Raw genomic sequence first — 19,743 nt, forward strand, 5'->3', positions numbered from 1 at the left:
GAGCTGGCTTGCCAGCGATGAGGCCCTCACATTCACCGCAAATCCCAGGGAATAGAACATGCCCGGATTCAGCAAAATCCTGATCGCCAACCGCGGTGAAATCGCCTGCCGCATCCAGCGCACCGCCCAGGCCCTAGGCTACCGCACGGTCGCCGTATTCAGTGACGCCGACGCCGATGCGCTGCATGTGCAATTGGCCGATGAAGCCGTGAACATAGGCCCGGCCCCGGTTCAACAGTCTTATCTGAACATCAAGGCGATCATCGATGCTGCCCGACGTACCGGGGCTGACGCCATCCATCCGGGTTACGGTTTCCTCTCGGAAAATGCCGGTTTTGCCCTCGCCTGCCAACACGCCGGCATCACCTTCATCGGCCCCAGTCCCGAAGCCATCGAACTGATGGGCAGTAAACGCCGGTCGAAAGTCGCCATGATCAATGCCGGCGTGCCCTGCATCGAGGGTTATCAGGGTGCCGAACAGGACGATGCGACCCTCATCCGCGAAGCCGAACGCATTGGCTACCCACTGATGATCAAGGCCAGTGCCGGCGGCGGTGGGCGCGGTATGCGCCTGGTGCATGCGGCCAGCGACCTGGCGCAACAGCTGCGCACCGCTCGCTCCGAAGCCTTGCACGGCTTTGGCAGTGACGAACTGATCCTCGAACAGGCATTGATCGAACCGCGCCATGTCGAGGTTCAACTGTTCGGCGACTCGCACGGTAACCTGATCTACCTTGGCGAGCGCGATTGCTCGATCCAGCGTCGCCACCAGAAAGTCATTGAAGAAGCGCCCTGCCCCGTGATGACCGATGAATTGCGCCAGGCCATGGGCGAAGCGGCGCTCAAGGCGGGGCGCGCGGTCAACTATGTCGGTGCGGGGACGGTGGAATTCTTGCTGGATGCACGCGGACAGTTTTATTTCCTGGAAATGAACACCCGACTGCAAGTGGAGCATCCGGTGACGGAACTCATCACCGGACTGGACCTGGTGGCCTGGCAGTTGAGCATCGCCCAAGGACAAGCGCTGCCGCTGCGTCAGGAGGACGTGCAACTCAAGGGACATGCCATGGAAGTGCGCTTGTACGCCGAGGACCCGGCTCAAGGTTTCCTGCCACAAACCGGACGAGTCACGGCGTGGGAACCGCGATTGCAGGACGGTGTGCGGATCGACCATGGCCTGATCGAAGGCCAGGACATCAGCCCGTTCTACGACCCGATGCTTGGCAAAATCATCGCTCACGGCCAAACCCGTGAAGAGGCTCGGCGCAAGTTGCTGCGGGCAGTGGAGGACAGCGTGCTGCTGGGGGTACAGAGCAATCAGCGCTTGCTCGCCAGCCTGCTGCAACATCCGCAATTCATCAACGGCGAATTCAGCACCGGGTTCATCGCCCGGTATTTTACTGAGCACCCCTGTTTGCATCGCCAGGTCCCGAGTGCCGAACAACTGGCCATTGCCGCGGCGTTGTTCTTTCAGGCATCCGCACAGGCGCATCCGGTTGCGCTGGCGGGTTGGCGCAACAACGCCAGCGTGCCGTTGCACTATCGTCTCGCACTGGACGATCAGGACTGGCCGGTGGCGTTGCACGCGATACCCGGTGAGCCACTGCGGATTCAAGTCGCCAGCCGCCACCTCGAACTGAAGATCATCCACAGTGACGGCCGCTGGGCCACCCTGCAAATCGACGGTATCCGCCAGCGTCACGCTTACCGCATGGAGGCCGGGCAGCTCTGGCTGTACACCGGTCCAGGCAGCCTGCGGCTGGTGGATCGCACTCAAGCGCCGGTCTGCAGTCAGGCCAACGTCAGCTCCGGCACCCTCAAGGCGCCCATGGACGGTTCGGTCATTGACGTGCTGGTCAGTGAAGGCAGCACGGTCAGCAAAGGCCAATTGCTGGTGGTGCTGGAAGCCATGAAAATGGAGCATCCGCTCAAGTCGGGCATCGACGGTGTGCTCAAGCGCTTGCAGGTGCAGGTCGGTGACCAGGTGAAAAACCGTCAGATTCTGCTGGAGGTCGAATAAGCCGCTAGGCGTAACCGTCGGCTTTGGCTACGCTCAAGCCCTATCAGCATGCGGAAACCGGGAACCCTGCGATGCCTCACTGGCTGGTCATTGATCTGGAAGCCACCACCGATGAGGGTGGTTGGCCAATAACGGAAATGGAAATCATCGAAATCGGTGCCACCCTCGTGGATCGCAAAGGCCGCGAGCTGGACTTCTTCCAACGTTTCGTGCGCCCGTTGCGGCGCCCCTTACTGACGCCGTTTTGCCGGGAGCTGACGCACATCACCCAGGCCAATATCGATGCGGCACAGCCCCTGGGCGAGGTCTGGGCGGCGTTCGAGCGCTGGTTGGGCCAACATCACTCGCGGCTTGAAGGCTGGGTCAGCTGGGGTGACTACGATCGCAAACAGTTGCTTCAGGAATGGCAACGCCTGGCACTCGACAGCGCGTTGAGCCGGGTGCCGCACATGAATCTCAAGCAGCGCTTTGCCAAGGCCCGGCGACTGGAACGACCGCTGGGGCTCAACGGTGCCCTGCAACTGGCGGGACTGCAGTTCACCGGTCAGCAACACCGGGCGCTGGAAGACGCGCGCAATACCGCACGCCTGTTGCCGCTTGTCCTTCCGCTTTAGAGAGGTGACTAGGCCTTGGGCCTTGTGCATACTGGCCGGCCCTTTATTAGTCCTTTTCAGCCCTTTTCGAGGAATCGCCCATGTTTAAAGTCAACGAGTACTTCGACGGCACCGTCAAGTCGATCGCCTTTGGCACTGCTGAAGGTCCAGCGACCATCGGCGTCATGGCTGCGGGCGAATACGAATTCGGCACCAGCCAGCGTGAAATCATGCACGTGGTGTCCGGCGCCCTGACCGTCAAGCTCCCGGACAGCAACGATTGGGAAACCTTCGCCGCCGGCAGCCAGTTTAACGTGCCAGCCAACAGCAAGTTCCAGCTCAAAGTGGCCGTAGACACTGCCTACCTGTGCGAATACCGCGGCTAAAACCCCGGGTTCACCACGAAAAAAATGCCCGTGTCCATCGACACGGGCATTTTTCATTGAAGGGCATTTATTCGAGGACGGTGACCGGCATGCCGACTTCGAGCTGGCCATTACCGTCGTTGACCAGGTTCTGCCCAAACATCGCACCATCGGCTTCGGTACGGTACTTCTGCAAGGTGGCGAAAGGTTCGCGGTCAGCGCTACGCTCGCCGGTTTGCGGGTCGATGGTGGTCAGGATGCAACGTGAACAGGGCTTGACCACGCGGAACTCGACATCGCCGATGCGCAGGCGTTTCCAGCCATCCTCGGCATACGCCTCGCTGCCCTCGATCACCAGGTTGGGCCGGAAACGCAGCATCTCCAGCGGGCGCCCGACGCGTTGTGACAAATCCTGCAGCGATGCCTGGCCAATCAGTAACAGCGGGAAGCCATCGGCGAAGGCAACCTGATCGTCGTCCTTGCCATAGCCCGATGCAGTGGTGCGTGCGCGGTCCAGTGGCACCTGCACCAGGCGCGTCGGCTTGCCGATGAACTGGCTGACCCAGGCGCCCGCCGCATCGCCGGCATCGGGCACGCGCAAGCTGTCACGCCAGATGGTCACGCCACGCAATTGAGCATCACTGGCGGGCAAGGCGACATCGATCGGCGAATGACCAGGGGCGCTGAGGGTCAAGCCACCCTCGGCATTCCACAACGCCGACAGCTGGCTCATCTGCGCCACCGCACGCTGGGTCAAAAAGCGTCCGCTGGCTTCATCCACCAACATCCAGCGTCGATCGCCGTCCAGCCCCAGCTTGTCGAGGCCGACCTGTTGCAGGATCTCCCCTTTGCCGGATTTCAATGGATAACGATACAGCGCGCTCAGACGCAACATGGCCAGCTCCCTGGGTGGACAAAAACGCCACCCTATACGAGCTTGATCACCGAATCAAAGCCCCAACCAAGGAGGCCTGACAGCCGACCTGGATTTTGTTGACTGAGTACATATCCATTCCTGCGGTAACGGCCACCTATGGTTTCGCTTTTACAGCGAGTCACTTGGAAAAGCCTGTAGGAGCGAGCATGCTCGCGATGGAGGTCAACGATGACGCGGGGAGCCTGACACCCCGCGGTGCTCTCAGGTTTTTCGCGAGCATGCTCGCTCCTACATGGCCCGCCGCGATCGGCCATCCTTGGCCCAGCGCGGCTAAACCGGCATCCATGCCGGTTTACCCACTACGCAGAACCTCCACTCGGCCTCTCGATGTGGCAAGAAGATCAAAAGCCAAAGCAGAGCAAAAGCAAAAGCAAAGCGAGGCGGCCTGACAGCCGACCTGATTACAGGCTTGTCCGCGATCCCCTGTGGGAGCGAGCCTGCTCGCGATTAACGTCCGGACAACGCGTTCATCCAGACAGCACGCGTTATCGTTGACGTCCATCGCGAGCAGGCTCGCTCCCACAGGGGATTTGGGGTATCCGGAAAAGTCAGGTCGGCTGTCAGGCCGCCTCGCTTTGGCTTTAGATTTGGGCGCCCCGTTAAACCACGATGGCCGAACGCAGGCATTGCGCAGTGGGTAAACCGGCAGGACGCCGGTTTAGCCGCGCTGGGCCATGGATGGCCCATCGCGGCGACCCACGGAGCAATGCCTTCGTTACGGCATGCCGAGCCCTAGCGAGGCACCGAGTGGTGGGGCAGAGCCTTTTGCTTACTTTTCGGCGTTTGGAAAAGTGAGTCGCTGTAAGAGCGAAACCATTAGTGGCCGTTACCGCAGCAATGGATATGTACTCCGACCCACACCCCGATCAGGCCGGCACCGCATCCCGCATCAAACGCTGGCGCACCACGTCGACGAGCTTGTCCGGCTGGAATTTGGAGAGGAAGTTGTCGCAGCCGACCTTCTTGACCATCGAGTCGTTGAAGCTCCCGGACAGGGACGTATGCAGCACCACATAAAGGCCGCGCAGTCGTGGATCGTTGCGTATTTCGGTAGTCAGGCGATAGCCGTCCATTTCCGGCATTTCCGCGTCGGTGAATACCATCAGCAATTTGTCGGTCATGTTGACCCCGGTATCCGCCCAAGCCTTGAGCATGTTCAGTGCCTTCAAGCCATCGCTGGCGATGTGCATCTTCACGCCCAGCTGCCCCAGGGTATCGCGCAATTGCGCCAGGGCCACATTCGAGTCATCCACCAGCAGCACCTCGCGGCCACGGGCGCGTTCGAGCAGCGGATCCTCGAGTTTTTCCCGGGAGACCTTGGCGTTGTAAGGCACGATTTCGGCGAGGACTTTCTCGACGTCGATAATCTCCACCAACTGATCATCAACCTTGCTTATCGCGGTAAGGTAATGTTGCCGACCGGCACTGCTGGGCGGCGGCAGAATCGCTTCCCAGTTCATGTTGACGATGCGATCCACCCCACCGACCAGGAAGGCTTGCACCGAGCGGTTGTACTCGGTGACGATGATCGTGCTGCCAGGGCCTGGCACCAGCGGACGCATGCCGATGGCCTGGGACAGGTCGATGACCGGCAGGGTCTGGCCGCGCAGATTGACCACGCCGCAAACGAACGGGTGACGCTGGGGCATCAGGGTCAGCTTCGGCAATTGCAGGACTTCCTGCACTTTAAACACGTTGATCGCGAACAATTGCCGCCCGGCCAACCGGAACATGAGAATTTCCAGGCGATTCTCACCCACAAGTTGCGTACGTTGGTCTACCGTATCGAGAATGCCGGCCATCGATGACTCCTGGGCTTGTGCGGATGAATTCACTGGATAGAGGGTTATCGGCTGTTTTTGCCGGACCTTGACCCCTTGGCATATGCCACGCTTTGGCATTGATGTCACATTAACATCATGCTTTACTGGCGCTGTTATTTCATCTGCTGCAATCTTTTCGTCGCGACCCCCGTTCGTGCGATTGGTTCCTCCATGTAGGGGATTCCCCTAGCAACAATCAGGTGCAACCTGATATTCGCAATATCCAATAGCCATTAATGTGACGCCATTCTCATTGCATGAATGGAGTCGGGCCTTTGTGTGCGATCACAAACCAGTGGCCAGCTGCCTTCTCAAGCGTTCAGCCCGCACTTGAGGCGTCCAGACCGCGAACTCAAGACATCAGGTTTACATTGCTCTCGTCGACACACACGACACCCTCCTCATTTCACATGACGTTGTGGAGATAAGCATGCCGAACAATCGTAAAGAGTGGGCAAAGCGTATTCCGGAGTTTCTCGTCGAGGCTGAAACACTCCTGGCCAGAACCGAGGAATGCCTGAGTCATCTGCAAATGATCAGCAATGACCCGGACGCCATCGACTGCATGCTCAGTACCCTGCTCAAACTGGCCAGCAAAGCGGATGCCCTCGCCCTCGCCGCCGTGTCAGAGTTTTCATTACACATACATGGCCTGCTCAATCACGCCCACAACCACATGGCACTGCACGACGAGGCCCTGGATGCGCTCAAGGACTGCCTGACGCTAATTGCCTGGCAACTTGAGCTGATCGACCAGAACACCGGCCAGCTCAGCCTCGATGAAACGGAACAGGCCACCCTGATCGAAGCCTTTGCGTTCCAGGTCGGCCAGAGTCAGTTTCGCCCCCCGGTTAATTCCAGGCCGTTCACTCTCGTTTCTTATTCGGAGCGCCAGGCTTAACTTCCCGCAAGTTCGTCCAGTTGCGAATAGATAACAGCATCACAAGACTCATGTCGCAATTGAATACTTCATATCTGCCAACGACACTTCGACACAAGTAACTATTGCTTGTACAAGTGTTCGCCTGCCCGAGCCGCGCGACCAACGGTATCCGAAGTGGTATTATGCCGCCCATTAGTTGACGTCAATTAACGGTAAGGCGATTGCAGCCTGCAAGTTCCAGGTCTGATTTCTTATACAAGACCCTGGTTTTCTTATACAAAATTCCGTAGAAGTCGACAGCTGACAATAAAAATCATCGATCTGTCAGCGCATGACCGATCGGCCCGCAGTGAACATCCATTGGCTCCATCCGCTATGTACGCCAGCCTCAAGTCAATCGCCAAGTGGCCACCCTCCCGAGAAAACGCACGCAGGCTCACGCTGTTGCTGTGCGCCGGCTCGACGCTCGGCAGCCTGCTGGTCTACAGCTTGTCCACGCGTTTGCCGCTGAGCCTGCTGGTACTCGATATTGCTGCTCTGGGCTGCGTCTGGATGCAGTACTGCCTGTCACGCAAGTCGATCAAGTTCCAACCCCAGGAGCTGGCCGACCGGTTGCTGCAAGTCCAGGAAAACGAACGCCACCGCCTCAGTCGGGAATTACATGACGACATCGGCCAGTTGCTGACCGCGGCAAAACTTCAGAGTGACTGGCTCAAGCGCAGGATGCCCGAAGACCTCCAGGGGCAATGCTCGGTGCTGTGCGACACGCTGGAAGAAACCCTCGCCAAGGTTCGCGATGTATCGGCCATCCTCAACCCCCGACAACTGGCCAGCCTTGGGCTGGAAGCCAGCTTGCGGGCGCATTTGCTCAAGACCCTGAGCAACACTCCGGTGCACTGGAGCCTGGAGTGCCATCAACGATTGACCGGCATCCCGGAAGAAATGGCCGTGGCGGCCTTTCGTATCACCCAGGAGGCTGTCACCAACATGCTGCGCCATGCCCAAGCGCAAAACCTGCTGGTCTGCCTGCAGCGTTTGCCCCAGGGCCTGGCGTTGATGATCAGTGACGATGGCCTGGGTTTCGCACCCGCCACTGACCCGGGGCGTGAAGGACAACGCGGAATGGCCGGGATGTCAGAACGGATCAAACAATTGGGCGGTACGCTGACCGTAACCAGCGAGCCAGGGAAAGGCACCCAAATCGAAGCCCTCTTCCCCTGGGCGCCTCGTGCGTTCGAACGGGCCAGTACGAATAAGGTTATGCATTGACTTGTAACTTACTTCTGGTGGATGACCACTCGCTGATCAGGGCTGGCGTACGCGCCCTGGTGCTGGACCTTCCTGGCTATGCGGTGATCGGCGAGGCCAACGATGGCTCGCAGTTGCTCGACATGGTCCAGCATCTGTCCCCGGATATCGTGCTTCTGGATATATCCATGAAGCAGACAGGCGGCCTCGAAGCCTTGCAACAGCTCAAGCGGGTGCGTCCGCAGAGCAAGGTGCTGATCCTGTCGATGCACACCGACCCGGCACTTATCATGCAGGCCCTGGAATCGGGTGCCCATGGGTATCTGCTCAAGGACACCACGGCCACCGAACTGGAACACGCGCTGCACGCCTTGCGTAACAATGAGCGCTACCTGAGCCCGGCCATCGCCCATACCGTGATCACCCAGGCATTGACCCGGACCCAGAAAAACCAGGCGGCCCCGGCAGACTCGCACAACCTGACAGCCCGCCAGCTGGAAATCCTTCGGCTGATCGTGCGTGGAAAATCCACCCGGGAAATCGCCAACGGCCTGGGCCTGAGCGTCAAAACGGTCGAAACCCATCGCTCGCAAGTCATGAAGCGCTTGCAGATCTTTGACGTGGCCGGCCTGGTGTTGTTCGCCGTGCGCGAGCAGATCATCAGTCTGGACGACTGACAGCTCCAGCCGCGCTCAACAAGGGTGACTGCTCGGGCAAATGCACCCACAACGCTGCCGGCCGAGCCGAGAACCGCAGGCTGTCACCCTCGAGTGGCTCGCCATCGAGGTTGATGAAAAGACCCTCCGAGGCTTTGATTTCAACCCATGGCAGGCGGGCCCGTACGAACATGTTATCGATGCCGAAGCCATCGGCCAGCAGGTCTTTCAAGGTGCTAACCAGCTCCTGCGGCGCCGGCAAAATACTGATGTCGAGCATCCCGTCGTCAGCCAGGGCCTCCGGGCAGAGCAGATGCCCCCCGCCCGCCTGCCGGCCATTGCCGATCCCCAAGGCCAGCAACTCGCCACTCCAGTGGAAACCAGGCCCCTGCAACTCACCGTACGCTGCATGCAACTCACTGAAACGCGTTAAGCCGGTGAACAGATACGCCGCACCACCCAGGACCTTTTTCAGTTCCTCGGAGGTATTGGCCGTGACCTGGCTGCCAAAACCCCCGGTGGCCATATTCAGGAATACCTGCCCACCGACTTCCCCCAGGTCGATGGCACTGGGTGCAACGTCCAGAAGCGCCAGTGCCTGATCCGGCTCCAGCGGAACACCGGCAGCACGGGCAAAATCGTTGGCGGTTCCCAGCGGCATCAGCACCAGGCTGGCCTGCTGCGACTGCCCGGCCATGGCTTCGGCAATATCGCGCAGGGTGCCGTCACCACCACCGGCAATGATCTGCCGATAGCCAGCCTCCAGCGCTTCGCCCACCAGCCGTTGCGCATCCCCGGCTTCCCAGGTCAGTCGAACGGCCAGCTCCCAGCCTTGTTCACGCTTGCTGTCGACGGCGGCCCGAACCGATTCGTTGAGCGCCTGCTTGCCATGCAAAATCAACAGCGCCTTACGTTCGCTCATTGTCGTCACTCCCTTCATTAATGGCGTATGGGATATGTGACCTTGCCACCCTGCGGAAAAGTCGAAAAAAACTGAATTATTTACAGTTGAGTCCAATAAGGAGATTTTTCTTACAAAACGTGAGGAATCGGCTCAATTGACCAGAAATGGCGATTGGTCCACTTTTGTGTCAGCGGTTTTCAGTCATCAGCAGGACACACACAAGGATGTGCAATGCAACGTCATGACATCAGGTCACCGGTGATTCCGGTGGTGCCGCTCGCAATGAAACGGGCCAATCAGAAAGCTGAACTCGTCAGCAGCGCAAAATCCAGCGGAGAAGTTGATATGCAACCTCGCGTCAACGAACTTGAGACACACCTCGAAACCCTGCGCAGCGATCTGGAAAAGATTCGAAGTGATGTCAAGTCCATTAGGTACAGGCTTGCCTATTCGGCCGGCGGGACAGCGGTTGTCCTTGGGCTGCTGGGCTGGATCGCCAACAGCCGTTTTGATCAGGTGGTATCACTGCTGCTGGCCCATTGACCCGCCATGGCTGCAAAACCCGGCTCGATCGACCGGGCTTGCTAACCTGGCGGCGGCCAGACTTAGCCCAACACTTCGCTCAGCGGGATGAAGTAGACGCTATCACCTGCCACCAGTGTGCGATCCTCCATGACCTCGACCAGCCCATCGGCCCAGGCGGCGCTGCGCAGCACACCGGAACTCTGATTCCTGTAGATGATGGCCCGACCGCTCTCCAGGCGACCGCGCAAGTACTCGCGTCGGTTGCCGGCCTTGGGCCAGTCGAACCCTGCCTGCACTTGCACCTTGAGAGGATCCACCTTCAGGACACCCATGCGCCGCAGCAGATAAGGCCGTGCCAGCAAGGCGAAGGTCACCAGGGTCGAGGCGGGATTGCCCGGCAAGCCGATCACCGGCACGCCACGAAAATGCCCGAAGGTCAGGGGTTTTCCGGGTTTGATGGCGAGCTTCCACAGCGCCAGCTCACCCTCTTCTCTCAGGGCGATGCCCAGAAAGTCGGCCTCCCCCACCGATACGCCACCGGTCGAGAGGATCAGGTCGACATCCCCTAACTCGCCCAGGCGCGCGCGCGTGGTCTCCAGGTTATCCGGCAGGATCCCGGCGTCGATCACCTCGCAACCCAAGCGCTGTAACCAGCTGCAGAGCAACACACGGTTGCTGTTGTAGATCTGCCCTGGCCCCAGCGCCTGCCCCGGCTCGATCAGTTCATCCCCGGTGGACAGCACCGCCACGCGCACCTTGCGAATCACTTCCAGCCCGGCACACCCTAGCGAGGCTGCCAGGCCCTGTTCGATCGGCCCCAGCCGTGTGCCCGCCGGCAGGATCAGTTCGCCAACGGTGGTTTCCTGTCCTTGTGGACGAATGTTCTGCCCGACGACCAGGGTTTCGGCGAAACGTACACGTCCATCGGACTGGACTTCGACGTTCTCCTGCATCTCGACGCAATCGGCACCCGCCGGGACAGGTGCCCCCGTGAAGATTCGTGCACAGGTGCCCGGCGTCAACGCAACCGGAGCCTGGCCGGCAAACACTTTCTGACTGACGACCAGCGGCCCTGTATTCCAGTCAGCCACGCGCAAGGCATAACCATCCATCGCGCTGTTGGGCCACGGCGGCAAATCGAGGGTCGACAGCAGATCATCGGCCAGCACCCGGCCCTGAACCTGCGCCAATGGCAAACGCTCGCGCTCGACAATTCGTGAGGCGTCCGCCATTTCCAGTAAACGCGCCAGGGCCACCTCGACCGGCATCAGGGGGCTGGTCTTGCCCGGCTTACCCGCGGGATTCACAGGGTGCCGCCTGTTTCAGGTGAGTCACGAAATTGCATGGGCGATGCCGCGAATCCAGCTGCTCGCCAAGAATGCCATCCCACCCCGTGCGCACGGCATTGGTCGACCCCGGCAAGCAGCACACCAGCGTGCCGTTGGCCAGGCCGGCCAAGGCGCGGGACTGGACAGTCGATGTGCCGATGTCTGCCACCGATATCTGGCGGAACAATTCACCAAAACCATCAACTTGCTTGTCGAGCAGGCAAGTCACCGCTTCCGGCGTGCTGTCGCGACCGGTGAAGCCGGTGCCGCCGGTGATCAGCACCACCTGTACGACGTCGTCGGCGATCCAGTTGGCAACTTGCGCGCGAATCTTGTAGAGGTCATCTTTGAGCAAGACCCGGCAGGCCAGGTTGTGTCCGGCAGCCGTCAGGCGGTCAACGAAGAGCTGGCCTGAGGTATCGGTTTCCAGGGTACGGGTATCGCTGACCGTCAGCACCGCGATGTTGAGCGGCGCGAAAGGTACATCAGCCTTGGCTTTCATAGGCTCGTCCAGTTGTAGGAGAAACAGCCCGGTGTTATATCACAGCGACCCCATTTTTCGCCGCCCCCATGGAGGCCTGGCATGACTTCAAACTTACCGTTGCCGCCCTGCTCCATTTTGCTCCTGGCAGGCGGCCGCGGCCAACGCATGGGCGGCCAGGACAAAGGATTACTGGAATGGCACGGCGAGCCTCTGATTGCGCATTTGCACCGCAAGACGCGCCCGCTGAGCGATGACTTGATCGTCTCGTGCAACAGGAACCTGGAAAAGTACGCGCCCTACGCCGATCAGTTGGTGCATGACGACGAAGGCGACTTTCCGGGGCCATTGGCGGGCATTCGTGCGGGTCTCAAGGCTGCTCGGCATACCCACCTGCTAGTCTTGCCTTGTGATGTCCCGCGCATCGACGAGGCACTGCTCACCCGCATGCGCGAAACCGCCGCCGAGCATCCCGACAAACCGTTGATGCTGCGCCATGACGGACACTGGGAACCCCTTCTGTGCATCATTCCCGTGGCCTTGCGCGCTGATTTCGAAACGGCCTGGAAGGAGGGTGAGCGCAGCCCGGGTCGACTGATGCGCCAGCTGGGCGCTACTGCATTGCAGTGCCTCGACAACGATCCACGGCTGGCGAACCTCAACACGCCGGAACTATTAAGCATGCCAGACACTGTGTCAGACTGAGTACCAAGGAACTTGCACGCGCTGTTTACGTCTCAAGCTCAGCAACCAAAAGAATTCATTTTCGGAGACACTTCCATGACTCAACGGACCCTGGCCACTTTCATGCTCGCACTGGGCCTCGCTACCCTCGCCGGTTGCGCATCGCCTACCGTGATCACCTTGAATGACGGTCGCGAAATCCAGGCCGTCGACACGCCAAACTTCGACAAGGATTCGGGCTTCTACGAATTCGAACAGCTGGATGGCAAGCAGACCCGCATCAACAAGGATCAGGTTCGTACCGTTAAAGAGTTGTAATCTTCGCGGCGACTACCGGATACATGAAAATGCCCCCGACCTGTCGGGTAGTGCTATTCACTTGAATAAGAACTGGATTGGGGGATATCCGTTGCTGCGGTAATGGCCACCTAGGGTTTCGCCCTTACGGCGAGTCACTTTTGAAAAGATCCCAAAAGTAACCAAAAGGCTCTTGCCCCACCACTCGGTGCCTCGCTTAGGCTCGGCATGCCGTAACGAAGGCATTGCTCCGTGGGTCGCCGCGATGGGCCATCCCTGGCCCAGCGCGGCTAAACCGGCGTCCTGCCGGTTTACCCACTGCGCAATGCCTGCGTTCGGCCATCGTGGTTTAACGGGGCGCTCGCGATCAAAAGCAAAGCGAGGCGGCTTGACAGCCGACCTAATTTCAACTGAACACGTTCGATCGTTCCCGCGCTCTGCGTGGGAATGCATCCTGTGACACTCCGCGTCACCGTTGCGCACGGCTCACGTCATGCGTCGTCAGCGGAACGCGGAGCGTCCCTGGCAGCATTCCCACGCAGAGCGTGGGAACGATCACAACGCGCACAGACCTGCAATCAGGTCGGCTGTAAGGCCGCCTCGCTTTGGCTGTTGCCGTTGCTGTTGCTTTGGCTTTTGATTTTCTTGCCCCCTCGAGAGGCCGAGTGGAGGTTCTGCGCAGTGGGTAAACCGGCATGGATGCCGGTTTAGCCGCGCTGGGCCAAGGATGGCCCATCGCGGCGGGCCCACGGAGCAGGACCGGAGCGAGGGCATGCCGAGCATTAGCGAGGCACCGAACGCCAGGGGCAAGAGCCCTTGGTTACTTGGGGCTCTTCCAAGTGACTCGCTGTAAAAGCGAAACCATAAGTGGCCGTTACCGCAGCAACGGATATACACCCAATCCAAATATGCACCAGCAGCCCCGGCGCTATGGGTTCGGCTCGTTGCTCAGTTTATCCACGCGTGCCAGCGCCTGCGTGGCTTCGGTGATGCATTTCTTGTCATCCTTGGCGGCTCGGGCCGCTTCAGCGCTGGCCTGCATCCGCTTGATTTCCATCGTGGTGTTTTCGGACGTGGCAGGCAGGCTGGTGACCTTGTCCTTGAGTTCCTGCAGCTTGATGGTGCACAGGTCGTTGTCTGCGGCGAATACGGGAGAGGCCAACATGGCGGCACAAATCAACATTCCAGCGAAAACGGTACGTTTCATGAATATCTCCTTGCATGGGAGGTCTCGGGGGCGCCTGAAGACCTTATGGCCGTGCCGAGATCATCGAACGCCACATGCGTGGCGCCTGATCAAAAGACTGTAGTCCTGCGCATAAATTCGATTTTTTTGAATCCCTTGCTCACCATTGCAACGTGATTGCGCTCTCGAACTCCCTTTCCTCGCCGGTGACCGGGTCTACAAACTTCAGCCCCTGGGCCAGCAGCTTCAACGGGTTGGCATAGTCATCTTCCACGTCCTTGAGCACCCGGGGATAAAACGGGTCGTTGCAGATGCTGGCGCCCAGGGCGGTCATGTGCACCCGCAACTGATGTTTTTTACCCGTCACCGGATAAAGCCCATAACGCCAGAGATCACCGTTCTTTTCCCTGACTTCGACAGCCGTCTCGGTGTTGCTGGCGCCCGGACCTTCCTGCATGCGAAAGAAAGGCTCGCCATCGATGAGCCGGCTCTTGTGCACCAGCGGGAAAGTCAATTCAGGCAACGCCCGGGCAATAGCCTCGTAGCGCTTTTCGATTTGCCGCGTTGGAAACAACGACTGATACGCCGAACGGCTTTGAGGGTTGGCGGAAAACAGCACAAGCCCCGCCGTATGCCGGTCAATGCGATGCAAGGGCACCAGATGCGGGTTATCCAGTCGACGGATAAGGCGACGCAACAAGGTTTGTTCGACGTATTCACCCGCCGGGGTCACGGGTAGGAAATGTGGCTTGTCCGCCACGACCAGATGCTCGTCCGCGTACAGAATAGACTCGACCACCGGGATCGGTTTTTCGTCCGGCACTTCGCGAAAATAGTGAATCCGCAGGCCTTCCTTGTAAGGCAGGTCAAGGGCAATTGGCGCGCCCTGCCCATCGAGGACGCGGCCGCGAGCGATTCTGTCCAGCCACTGTTCACGACCGATGGCACTGAAGTGCTCGCACAGGCAATCGAAAACGGTCTGCCAAGGGCCAGGCGGCAAGTACAGCGTGCTGGCCTGGCTGTGTGCAGCAGAGAATGTTGAAGTGGACATACAAAAGCTCTTACCTGGAATGCAGAGCGGTATTATCCAACAGCGGCGCAAACGAACCTAGCGCAGAATCCTCAAGCCGGTATCTGCGCACGCCCGGCTGCCTCGGTGTACTCCTTGAGCCAGCGCAGCACGTCGACCGCCTCCCAGCGACCCGGGTCATACAGTGCATACAACAAACCCTGGTAACCCACGACATCCAGCTGCCGGTGATAGCCTGCGCGCTGAAACAAGGCTTCGATTTCAGCAAAACAGGTATTGAAATGCGGCTTATTGAAGGGCGTTTTTCCTTCCGTCACCAGGCCGTCCAGGCGCAATTCGGCGACGGCTTCGCGTACCACATCCACCGACATGCGGTTAACGCTGCTCTTCAATTGTTCGACATTGACCACGACTCATCCCTCTCACGCCCGCAATTGCCCCGCCCATAACCGAAAACCAGCGGCGGCAGACAGCAATCCGGATAACTGTATGCGCATACAGTATCCGAATCGCGTCATTTAAGCCAAGGGGATTGTTCAGCGGGTGGGAGCCCACCCTCACAAAAACCGCTTACTGCAGGAATGCCACGACTTCTTCTGGCCCGAACGGCCAGCCTAACTCGGCACCTGTATCAACCCGACGCAGGACCGGAATCCGCAGGCTGTAGGCTTCGAACCAGGTTTCGTCGTCAGCGATGTCCACCAGCTCCACCAGCAAGCCACGCTCGACAAACTCCATCAGCATGGCTTCTGCCACTTCACAGAGATGGCACCCAACAGTGCCGAACAGCTGACATTCAGGAAGCATGAGCGCTCTACCAGAAAATTAAGTGCTTATTCTAGGCCTGCCCCGAAATGCCGTCGAGCCAATGAGCCCACTACTGATCCTGGCTGACGGCACCGATCTTGTGCACCGACAAATCCGCGCCGTAATACTCTTCCTCCTGGCTCAGGCGCAGACCATGGAACGCCTTGATCACGCCATACACCGCAAAGCCACCGGCCAGCGCCACCACCACACCCAGTGCAGTGCCGATCAACTGACTGACCAGGCTCACCCCGCCCAGTCCACCCAAGGCGGTCTGGCCGAAGAGGCCACAGGCAATCCCGCCCCAGGCGCCACACAGACCATGCAGCGGCCAGACACCCAGCACATCGTCGATATGCCATTTGCCTTGCGCGGCAGTAAAGCACCACACAAACAGCGCCCCGGCAATGGCACCGGTGACCAGCGCACCCACCGGGTGCATCAGGTCGGAACCGGCACAGATCGCCACCAGCCCGGCCAGTGGGCCGTTGTGCAGAAAGCCCGGGTCATTGCGCCCAACGATCAGCGCTGCCATCGTACCGCCGACCATGGCCATCAGCGAGTTCACCGCTACCAGCCCGCTGACCCCTTGCAGGGTTTGCGCGCTCATCACGTTGAAGCCGAACCAGCCGACAATGAGAATCCACGAGCCCAATGCCAGGAACGGGATGCTCGACGGCGCAAAGGCCACCAGCTTTCCTTCGCGGTAACGCCCATTGCGTGGTCCAAGCAACAGAACCGCCGCCAGCGCCAGCCAACCGCCCATGGCGTGCACCACCACGGAACCGGCAAAATCATGGAAGCTGGCGCCGAAGCGCTCCAGCAGCCAGGCCTGCAGACCCAGGTTACCGTTCCAGATCATGCCCTCGAAGAAGGGATAGATGAACGCCACGATCAGCGCTGTCGCGCACAATTGCGGGACGAACCGGGCACGCTCGGCGATGCCACCGGAAATGATTGCCGGGATTGCCGCGGCAAAGGTCAACAGGAAGAAAAATTTCACCAGGCCATAGCCGTGATCGGCATTGATCACGGCCGCCGGTTGCATAAAGGTGACCCCGTAGGAAATCCAATAGCCTATAAAGAAGTAAGCCAGGGTCGAAACGGCGAAGTCGCTGAGGATTTTCGACAAGGCGTTGACCTGGTTTTTTTGCCGGACAGTCCCGACTTCAAGAAAGGCGAAGCCGGCGTGCATGGCCAGCACCATGACCGCACCGATCAGGATGAACAACGTATTGGAGCTATGGACCAGGGTGTCCACAGCGCTTTGCAGATTTTCCATGGATTTGGCAGACCTTAAGGCTGAAAAAAGCACCAAAGCAGTTCGCGTGGGCAATCCATGCACCAAGTTGAGTCTTGTCGATTCGAGCAAGTCTCTCCCGATGAACCGTTTTGGAGCACTAGGTTCATCAAGGCCAATCATGACCGGGACATTTGCGCGGGTTTCGATTGTTTGAGTTAAGGTTTTACTGGAATCTTGCCCAGCAACAGCGCAACGGCGCGGGCCGACGCACCACGACACAGCAAAAGTTGTACCAGTCATTTGTACTGAACCTTCACACAAGGCTCATACTCGAACGATTCAGACGCCACTTATGGAGATCACCAATGGCCAGCATCAAGGCAAAGACTGCTCAAGAAATCCTGATGAGCGATTTTCAGACTCTGGTCAGCGATACCGAACGGTTGCTGGAACACACCGCCTCCCTGGCCGGTGACCAGGCCGATGAATTGCGCGAGCAGATCCACGACAGTCTGCTGCGTGCACGAGAAACCTTGAAATTGACCGAGGACTCCCTGCGCGAACGTGGCAAGGCTGCCGTGACCGCCACCGAGGACTACGTCCAGGCCAACCCGTGGCAATCGGTCGGGATCGCGGCCGGCGTGGGCTTCCTGATTGGCCTGCTGGCCACTCGGCGCTGATATGGCGATCGATGAATCCGGCTTGTCCGGGACAGGCTCAAACTCCTCACCGCGGCGCCTGGGTGCCGCCTTCCTTGGACTGCTGCACAGTCATGTCGAACTGTTCGGCATCGAACTGCAGGAACAAAAAGCCCGCACCGTGAGCCTGTTGCTGTTTGCAGGCCTGGCGCTGGTGTTTGCCCTGCTGTTGCTGGTGGGGTTGTCGACCCTGGTGATGATCCTGTTTTGGGACACTTATCGCCTGCCCGCCATCATCGCGCTTTGCGTGTTCTACACCCTTGCGTGCATCTTCTGCGGGATGCGCTTGAGAGCAGCGATCTTCGATGAATCCTCACCCTTCCATGGCACGTTGGAAGAACTGGCCAATGATCGGGAGCGCCTGTTGCCATGAACCTGCCTGAACTGCCTCGAAACAGCTCGCGCACGGAAATGCGCAAGACCCTGATCCGCCTGCGCATGGAAATGCATCGGCAGGAAATCCGCCACGAATCCGCGCAACTGCTGCAACCCTTGCAGCGTGTGCGTGGCATGACCCAAAACCTGCAGGATGGGTTCGGCATCAAGCATGCACCGCTGTGGGGCATGGCGGCCATTACCCTACTGGGCTTCCTGACCGGCAAGGGCACCAGGAACGGCGCCGGCGTGGGCAGCCTGACCCGGCTGGTCCGCTTGGGCACCACACTGGGGCCTCTGGTCAAACTGGTCATGCAAGGTTCTTCGCGTAAATACTGACCCTGTCAGTATCTGGCCACATTCTTGCAGTACCCTCGGGATTGAACCTCTTCATCGAGAGGTTCAATCCTGCGTGCCTACCCGGTGAACAGGCTTTATCCAAAAACAAAATCCATCAAGGAGGCCTTGTGATCGACGGGCAACCGCTCGCCTGCTTTCAGCCGTTCATCGATACCGCCACGGGCCTTATCGCCGGCGTGGAAGCACTGGGTCGACTGCGTCAGGCCGACGGCCAACTGGCTTCGGTGGGGCCGCTATTCGCCGATCCCCGAACCAACGCCGTTGCCCTGCGTCGCCTGGACCGCCAGCTACGCGATAACGCGTTGAGTCGCCTGCATGAAGCGCCCGGCGACTGGTTTCTCAGCCTGAACATTTCCCCTCGCTGGATCAGCCGCCTGCGCCCGGACCAACCCTTGCCGAGCCTCAGGCAACTGCAAAAGCACGGTGTAGACCCGCAGCGCATCGTTTTCGAAATTACTGAACTGGGTGGCGACATCCAGCGCCTGGCACAAGTGGTGGCGCGTTACCGGCAAGCCGGCGCGCGGATCGCCATCGATGATTTCGGCGCTGGGTATTCTCAGCTCGATCGGGTACTGGCGCTGCAACCGGACATCCTCAAACTCGATATGCGCCTGTTCCAAGCGGCGGCGCTGGGCGGGCCCAGCAGCGAGGTCGTCAAAGCCCTGGCACAAATGGCGGAAAAAACCGGTTGCTGGATCATTGCCGAAGGTGTGGAAACCGAAGCGCAACTGAATTTTGCCCTGGAGTGCGGCTCACGTTACGTCCAGGGGTTTCTGTTTGCCGCAGCTCAAGCGGATTTCTTTGCCGCTGACGCCTTCGTCGAGCGCTTTGCGCACCTACGTCAGGGCTATGTGCAGCAAAAGTTGGCCGAGCGCGGTCGCCTGAAGATCATGCGCCAGCAACTCAGCGAGCTGATGGCGATCCTGCAGGCCTGGGCACAGACTTGCGCCCCCCTGAGTGCCCTGCCGCAACTGGATGCCTTTCCCTGGCTGCTGCGTTTCTATCAGTGCGACCGTCACGGTACGCAGCTGACACCCAACCTGGAATGGCGCAATAACGGCTGGGTTGCCGACAACCGCTATCTGGGCCATAACTGGTCGTGGCGTCCGTATTTCTATCACCTGCTGGCTCAGGGTTGGGAAGAGCGTCAGCTGACCCTTTCCAGTACTTATCGCGACGCCACCAGCAACCAGTACTGCCTCACCGCCGGGCAATTTTTCGACAATGGCGAACGCCTGCTGCTGATCGATATCGATGCAGTCGGGCTGTAGTGACACTTGCAGGTACCGATGCGAACCGG

General features: G+C 59.4%; 23 protein-coding genes. 13 read left to right on the forward strand and 10 right to left on the reverse strand.

The window, feature by feature from the left end:
* Window positions 1-58 precede the first annotated feature (58 nt).
* The 3 genes from ACA054_RS24480 to ppnP all read left to right on the forward strand — a co-directional run bounded on the left by ACA054_RS24480 (window position 59) and on the right by ppnP (window position 2,999).
* Entirely contained in the window at window positions 59-2,020 is a 1,962-nt protein-coding gene (locus ACA054_RS24480) for an acetyl/propionyl/methylcrotonyl-CoA carboxylase subunit alpha (RefSeq protein WP_497686559.1), read from the forward strand.
* Between the two features lie 71 nt (window positions 2,021-2,091).
* Window positions 2,092-2,634, forward strand: coding sequence for a 3'-5' exonuclease (locus ACA054_RS24485; protein WP_497686560.1), 543 nt, complete (start codon window positions 2,092-2,094; stop codon window positions 2,632-2,634).
* A gap of 80 nt (window positions 2,635-2,714) precedes the next feature.
* Window positions 2,715-2,999 (forward strand): pyrimidine/purine nucleoside phosphorylase, encoded by a 285-nt coding sequence (gene ppnP / locus ACA054_RS24490; protein ID WP_433736347.1) that lies wholly within the window; start codon window positions 2,715-2,717, stop codon window positions 2,997-2,999.
* Between the two features lie 67 nt (window positions 3,000-3,066).
* Here ppnP and ACA054_RS24495 read toward each other — a convergent pair whose 3' ends face one another.
* Window positions 3,067-3,873, reverse strand: coding sequence for an MOSC domain-containing protein (locus tag ACA054_RS24495; RefSeq protein ID WP_497686561.1), 807 nt, complete (start codon window positions 3,871-3,873; stop codon window positions 3,067-3,069).
* Window positions 3,874-4,781: 908 nt separating this feature from the next.
* The gene (locus ACA054_RS24500) at window positions 4,782-5,717 is read right to left on the reverse strand and encodes a chemotaxis protein CheV (RefSeq protein WP_497686562.1); all 936 of its coding nucleotides are present in this window, start codon (window positions 5,715-5,717) and stop codon (window positions 4,782-4,784) included.
* Between the two features lie 451 nt (window positions 5,718-6,168).
* On the opposite strand from ACA054_RS24500, the gene ACA054_RS24505 reads away from it, so the two are divergent.
* The 3 genes from ACA054_RS24505 (at window position 6,169) to ACA054_RS24515 (ending at window position 8,546) form a co-directional block, all read left to right on the forward strand.
* Window positions 6,169-6,639 carry a hypothetical protein gene (locus ACA054_RS24505; RefSeq protein ID WP_497686563.1) on the forward strand — a complete coding sequence of 157 codons (471 nt, stop codon included), beginning with the start codon at window positions 6,169-6,171 and terminating at the stop codon, window positions 6,637-6,639.
* A gap of 357 nt (window positions 6,640-6,996) precedes the next feature.
* On the forward strand, window positions 6,997-7,890 hold the full coding sequence (locus ACA054_RS24510) for a sensor histidine kinase (protein WP_497690363.1): 894 nt from the start codon (window positions 6,997-6,999) through the stop codon (window positions 7,888-7,890).
* Entirely contained in the window at window positions 7,887-8,546 is a 660-nt protein-coding gene (locus ACA054_RS24515) for a response regulator (RefSeq protein WP_497686564.1), read from the forward strand. Before ACA054_RS24510 ends, ACA054_RS24515 begins: the two co-directional genes overlap by 4 nt.
* Here the strand turns inward: ACA054_RS24515 and yegS are convergent.
* The gene (gene yegS, locus ACA054_RS24520; RefSeq protein WP_497686565.1) at window positions 8,530-9,447 is read right to left on the reverse strand and encodes a lipid kinase YegS; all 918 of its coding nucleotides are present in this window, start codon (window positions 9,445-9,447) and stop codon (window positions 8,530-8,532) included. The two genes, ACA054_RS24515 and yegS, sit on opposite strands and share 17 nt — an antisense overlap.
* Window positions 9,448-9,660: 213 nt before the next feature.
* On the opposite strand from yegS, the gene ACA054_RS24525 reads away from it, so the two are divergent.
* Window positions 9,661-9,972, forward strand: coding sequence for a hypothetical protein (locus tag ACA054_RS24525; RefSeq protein ID WP_497686566.1), 312 nt, complete (start codon window positions 9,661-9,663; stop codon window positions 9,970-9,972).
* Window positions 9,973-10,034: 62 nt separating this feature from the next.
* Here ACA054_RS24525 and ACA054_RS24530 read toward each other — a convergent pair whose 3' ends face one another.
* Window positions 10,035-11,261: a molybdopterin molybdotransferase MoeA gene (locus tag ACA054_RS24530; protein WP_497686567.1), complete on the reverse strand. Its 1,227-nt coding sequence runs from the start codon at window positions 11,259-11,261 to the stop codon at window positions 10,035-10,037.
* The gene (moaB, locus tag ACA054_RS24535) at window positions 11,245-11,784 is read right to left on the reverse strand and encodes a molybdenum cofactor biosynthesis protein B (protein WP_497686568.1); all 540 of its coding nucleotides are present in this window, start codon (window positions 11,782-11,784) and stop codon (window positions 11,245-11,247) included. The genes ACA054_RS24530 and moaB overlap by 17 nt, the downstream gene beginning before the upstream one ends.
* 81 nt (window positions 11,785-11,865) lie before the next feature.
* On the opposite strand from moaB, the gene mobA reads away from it, so the two are divergent.
* A complete protein-coding gene (gene mobA, locus ACA054_RS24540) occupies window positions 11,866-12,468 on the forward strand; it encodes a molybdenum cofactor guanylyltransferase MobA (RefSeq protein WP_497686569.1) in 603 nt (200 codons plus the stop codon).
* Between the two features lie 75 nt (window positions 12,469-12,543).
* The gene (locus ACA054_RS24545) at window positions 12,544-12,765 is read left to right on the forward strand and encodes a YgdI/YgdR family lipoprotein (RefSeq protein WP_077044580.1); all 222 of its coding nucleotides are present in this window, start codon (window positions 12,544-12,546) and stop codon (window positions 12,763-12,765) included.
* A 907-nt stretch (window positions 12,766-13,672) separates the two neighbouring features.
* Here the strand turns inward: ACA054_RS24545 and ACA054_RS24550 are convergent.
* The 5 genes from ACA054_RS24550 to ACA054_RS24570 form a co-directional block, all read right to left on the reverse strand.
* Entirely contained in the window at window positions 13,673-13,951 is a 279-nt protein-coding gene (locus ACA054_RS24550; protein WP_497686570.1) for a PA2433 domain-containing protein, read from the reverse strand.
* Window positions 13,952-14,090: 139 nt separating this feature from the next.
* Entirely contained in the window at window positions 14,091-14,981 is an 891-nt protein-coding gene (locus ACA054_RS24555; protein ID WP_497686571.1) for a pseudouridine synthase, read from the reverse strand.
* A gap of 71 nt (window positions 14,982-15,052) precedes the next feature.
* Complete coding sequence (locus ACA054_RS24560; RefSeq protein WP_497686572.1) at window positions 15,053-15,370, reverse strand: transcriptional regulator; 318 nt, start codon at window positions 15,368-15,370, stop codon at window positions 15,053-15,055.
* A gap of 160 nt (window positions 15,371-15,530) precedes the next feature.
* Window positions 15,531-15,767 (reverse strand): glutaredoxin family protein, encoded by a 237-nt coding sequence (locus ACA054_RS24565; protein WP_497686573.1) that lies wholly within the window; start codon window positions 15,765-15,767, stop codon window positions 15,531-15,533.
* Window positions 15,768-15,837: 70 nt separating this feature from the next.
* Window positions 15,838-17,049 carry an ammonium transporter gene (locus ACA054_RS24570; RefSeq protein WP_497686574.1) on the reverse strand — a complete coding sequence of 404 codons (1,212 nt, stop codon included), beginning with the start codon at window positions 17,047-17,049 and terminating at the stop codon, window positions 15,838-15,840.
* A gap of 326 nt (window positions 17,050-17,375) precedes the next feature.
* On the opposite strand from ACA054_RS24570, the gene ACA054_RS24575 reads away from it, so the two are divergent.
* The 4 genes from ACA054_RS24575 to ACA054_RS24590 all read left to right on the forward strand — a co-directional run bounded on the left by ACA054_RS24575 (window position 17,376) and on the right by ACA054_RS24590 (window position 19,714).
* A complete protein-coding gene (locus ACA054_RS24575; protein WP_497686575.1) occupies window positions 17,376-17,690 on the forward strand; it encodes an ElaB/YgaM/YqjD family protein in 315 nt (104 codons plus the stop codon).
* A gap of 1 nt (window position 17,691) precedes the next feature.
* Window positions 17,692-18,081 (forward strand): phage holin family protein, encoded by a 390-nt coding sequence (locus tag ACA054_RS24580; protein ID WP_497686576.1) that lies wholly within the window; start codon window positions 17,692-17,694, stop codon window positions 18,079-18,081.
* Complete coding sequence (locus ACA054_RS24585) at window positions 18,078-18,422, forward strand: hypothetical protein (RefSeq protein WP_497686577.1); 345 nt, start codon at window positions 18,078-18,080, stop codon at window positions 18,420-18,422. Before ACA054_RS24580 ends, ACA054_RS24585 begins: the two co-directional genes overlap by 4 nt.
* Before the next feature lie 128 nt (window positions 18,423-18,550).
* Window positions 18,551-19,714, forward strand: coding sequence for an EAL domain-containing protein (locus tag ACA054_RS24590; protein WP_497686578.1), 1,164 nt, complete (start codon window positions 18,551-18,553; stop codon window positions 19,712-19,714).
* Window positions 19,715-19,743 lie beyond the last annotated feature (29 nt).

The organism is Pseudomonas sp. LBUM1653, assembly GCF_059716115.1.

What these genes read in the sequence shown, in the direction of transcription:
- ACA054_RS24480 (WP_497686559.1), top strand. Translation starts at nt 59, where the DNA reads ATGCCCGGATTCAGCAAAATCCTGATCGCCAACCGCGGTGAAATCGCC.
- ACA054_RS24485 (WP_497686560.1), top strand. Translation starts at nt 2,092, where the DNA reads ATGCCTCACTGGCTGGTCATTGATCTGGAAGCCACCACCGATGAGGGT.
- ppnP (WP_433736347.1), top strand. Translation starts at nt 2,715, where the DNA reads ATGTTTAAAGTCAACGAGTACTTCGACGGCACCGTCAAGTCGATCGCC.
- ACA054_RS24495 (WP_497686561.1), bottom strand. Translation starts at nt 3,873, where the DNA reads ATGTTGCGTCTGAGCGCGCTGTATCGTTATCCATTGAAATCCGGCAAA.
- ACA054_RS24500 (WP_497686562.1), bottom strand. Translation starts at nt 5,717, where the DNA reads ATGGCCGGCATTCTCGATACGGTAGACCAACGTACGCAACTTGTGGGT.
- ACA054_RS24505 (WP_497686563.1), top strand. Translation starts at nt 6,169, where the DNA reads ATGCCGAACAATCGTAAAGAGTGGGCAAAGCGTATTCCGGAGTTTCTC.
- ACA054_RS24510 (WP_497690363.1), top strand. Translation starts at nt 6,997, where the DNA reads ATGTACGCCAGCCTCAAGTCAATCGCCAAGTGGCCACCCTCCCGAGAA.
- yegS (WP_497686565.1), bottom strand. Translation starts at nt 9,447, where the DNA reads ATGAGCGAACGTAAGGCGCTGTTGATTTTGCATGGCAAGCAGGCGCTC.
- ACA054_RS24525 (WP_497686566.1), top strand. Translation starts at nt 9,661, where the DNA reads ATGCAACGTCATGACATCAGGTCACCGGTGATTCCGGTGGTGCCGCTC.
- moaB (WP_497686568.1), bottom strand. Translation starts at nt 11,784, where the DNA reads ATGAAAGCCAAGGCTGATGTACCTTTCGCGCCGCTCAACATCGCGGTG.
- mobA (WP_497686569.1), top strand. Translation starts at nt 11,866, where the DNA reads ATGACTTCAAACTTACCGTTGCCGCCCTGCTCCATTTTGCTCCTGGCA.
- ACA054_RS24545 (WP_077044580.1), top strand. Translation starts at nt 12,544, where the DNA reads ATGACTCAACGGACCCTGGCCACTTTCATGCTCGCACTGGGCCTCGCT.
- ACA054_RS24550 (WP_497686570.1), bottom strand. Translation starts at nt 13,951, where the DNA reads ATGAAACGTACCGTTTTCGCTGGAATGTTGATTTGTGCCGCCATGTTG.
- ACA054_RS24555 (WP_497686571.1), bottom strand. Translation starts at nt 14,981, where the DNA reads ATGTCCACTTCAACATTCTCTGCTGCACACAGCCAGGCCAGCACGCTG.
- ACA054_RS24565 (WP_497686573.1), bottom strand. Translation starts at nt 15,767, where the DNA reads ATGCTTCCTGAATGTCAGCTGTTCGGCACTGTTGGGTGCCATCTCTGT.
- ACA054_RS24570 (WP_497686574.1), bottom strand. Translation starts at nt 17,049, where the DNA reads ATGGAAAATCTGCAAAGCGCTGTGGACACCCTGGTCCATAGCTCCAAT.
- ACA054_RS24575 (WP_497686575.1), top strand. Translation starts at nt 17,376, where the DNA reads ATGGCCAGCATCAAGGCAAAGACTGCTCAAGAAATCCTGATGAGCGAT.
- ACA054_RS24580 (WP_497686576.1), top strand. Translation starts at nt 17,692, where the DNA reads ATGGCGATCGATGAATCCGGCTTGTCCGGGACAGGCTCAAACTCCTCA.
- ACA054_RS24585 (WP_497686577.1), top strand. Translation starts at nt 18,078, where the DNA reads ATGAACCTGCCTGAACTGCCTCGAAACAGCTCGCGCACGGAAATGCGC.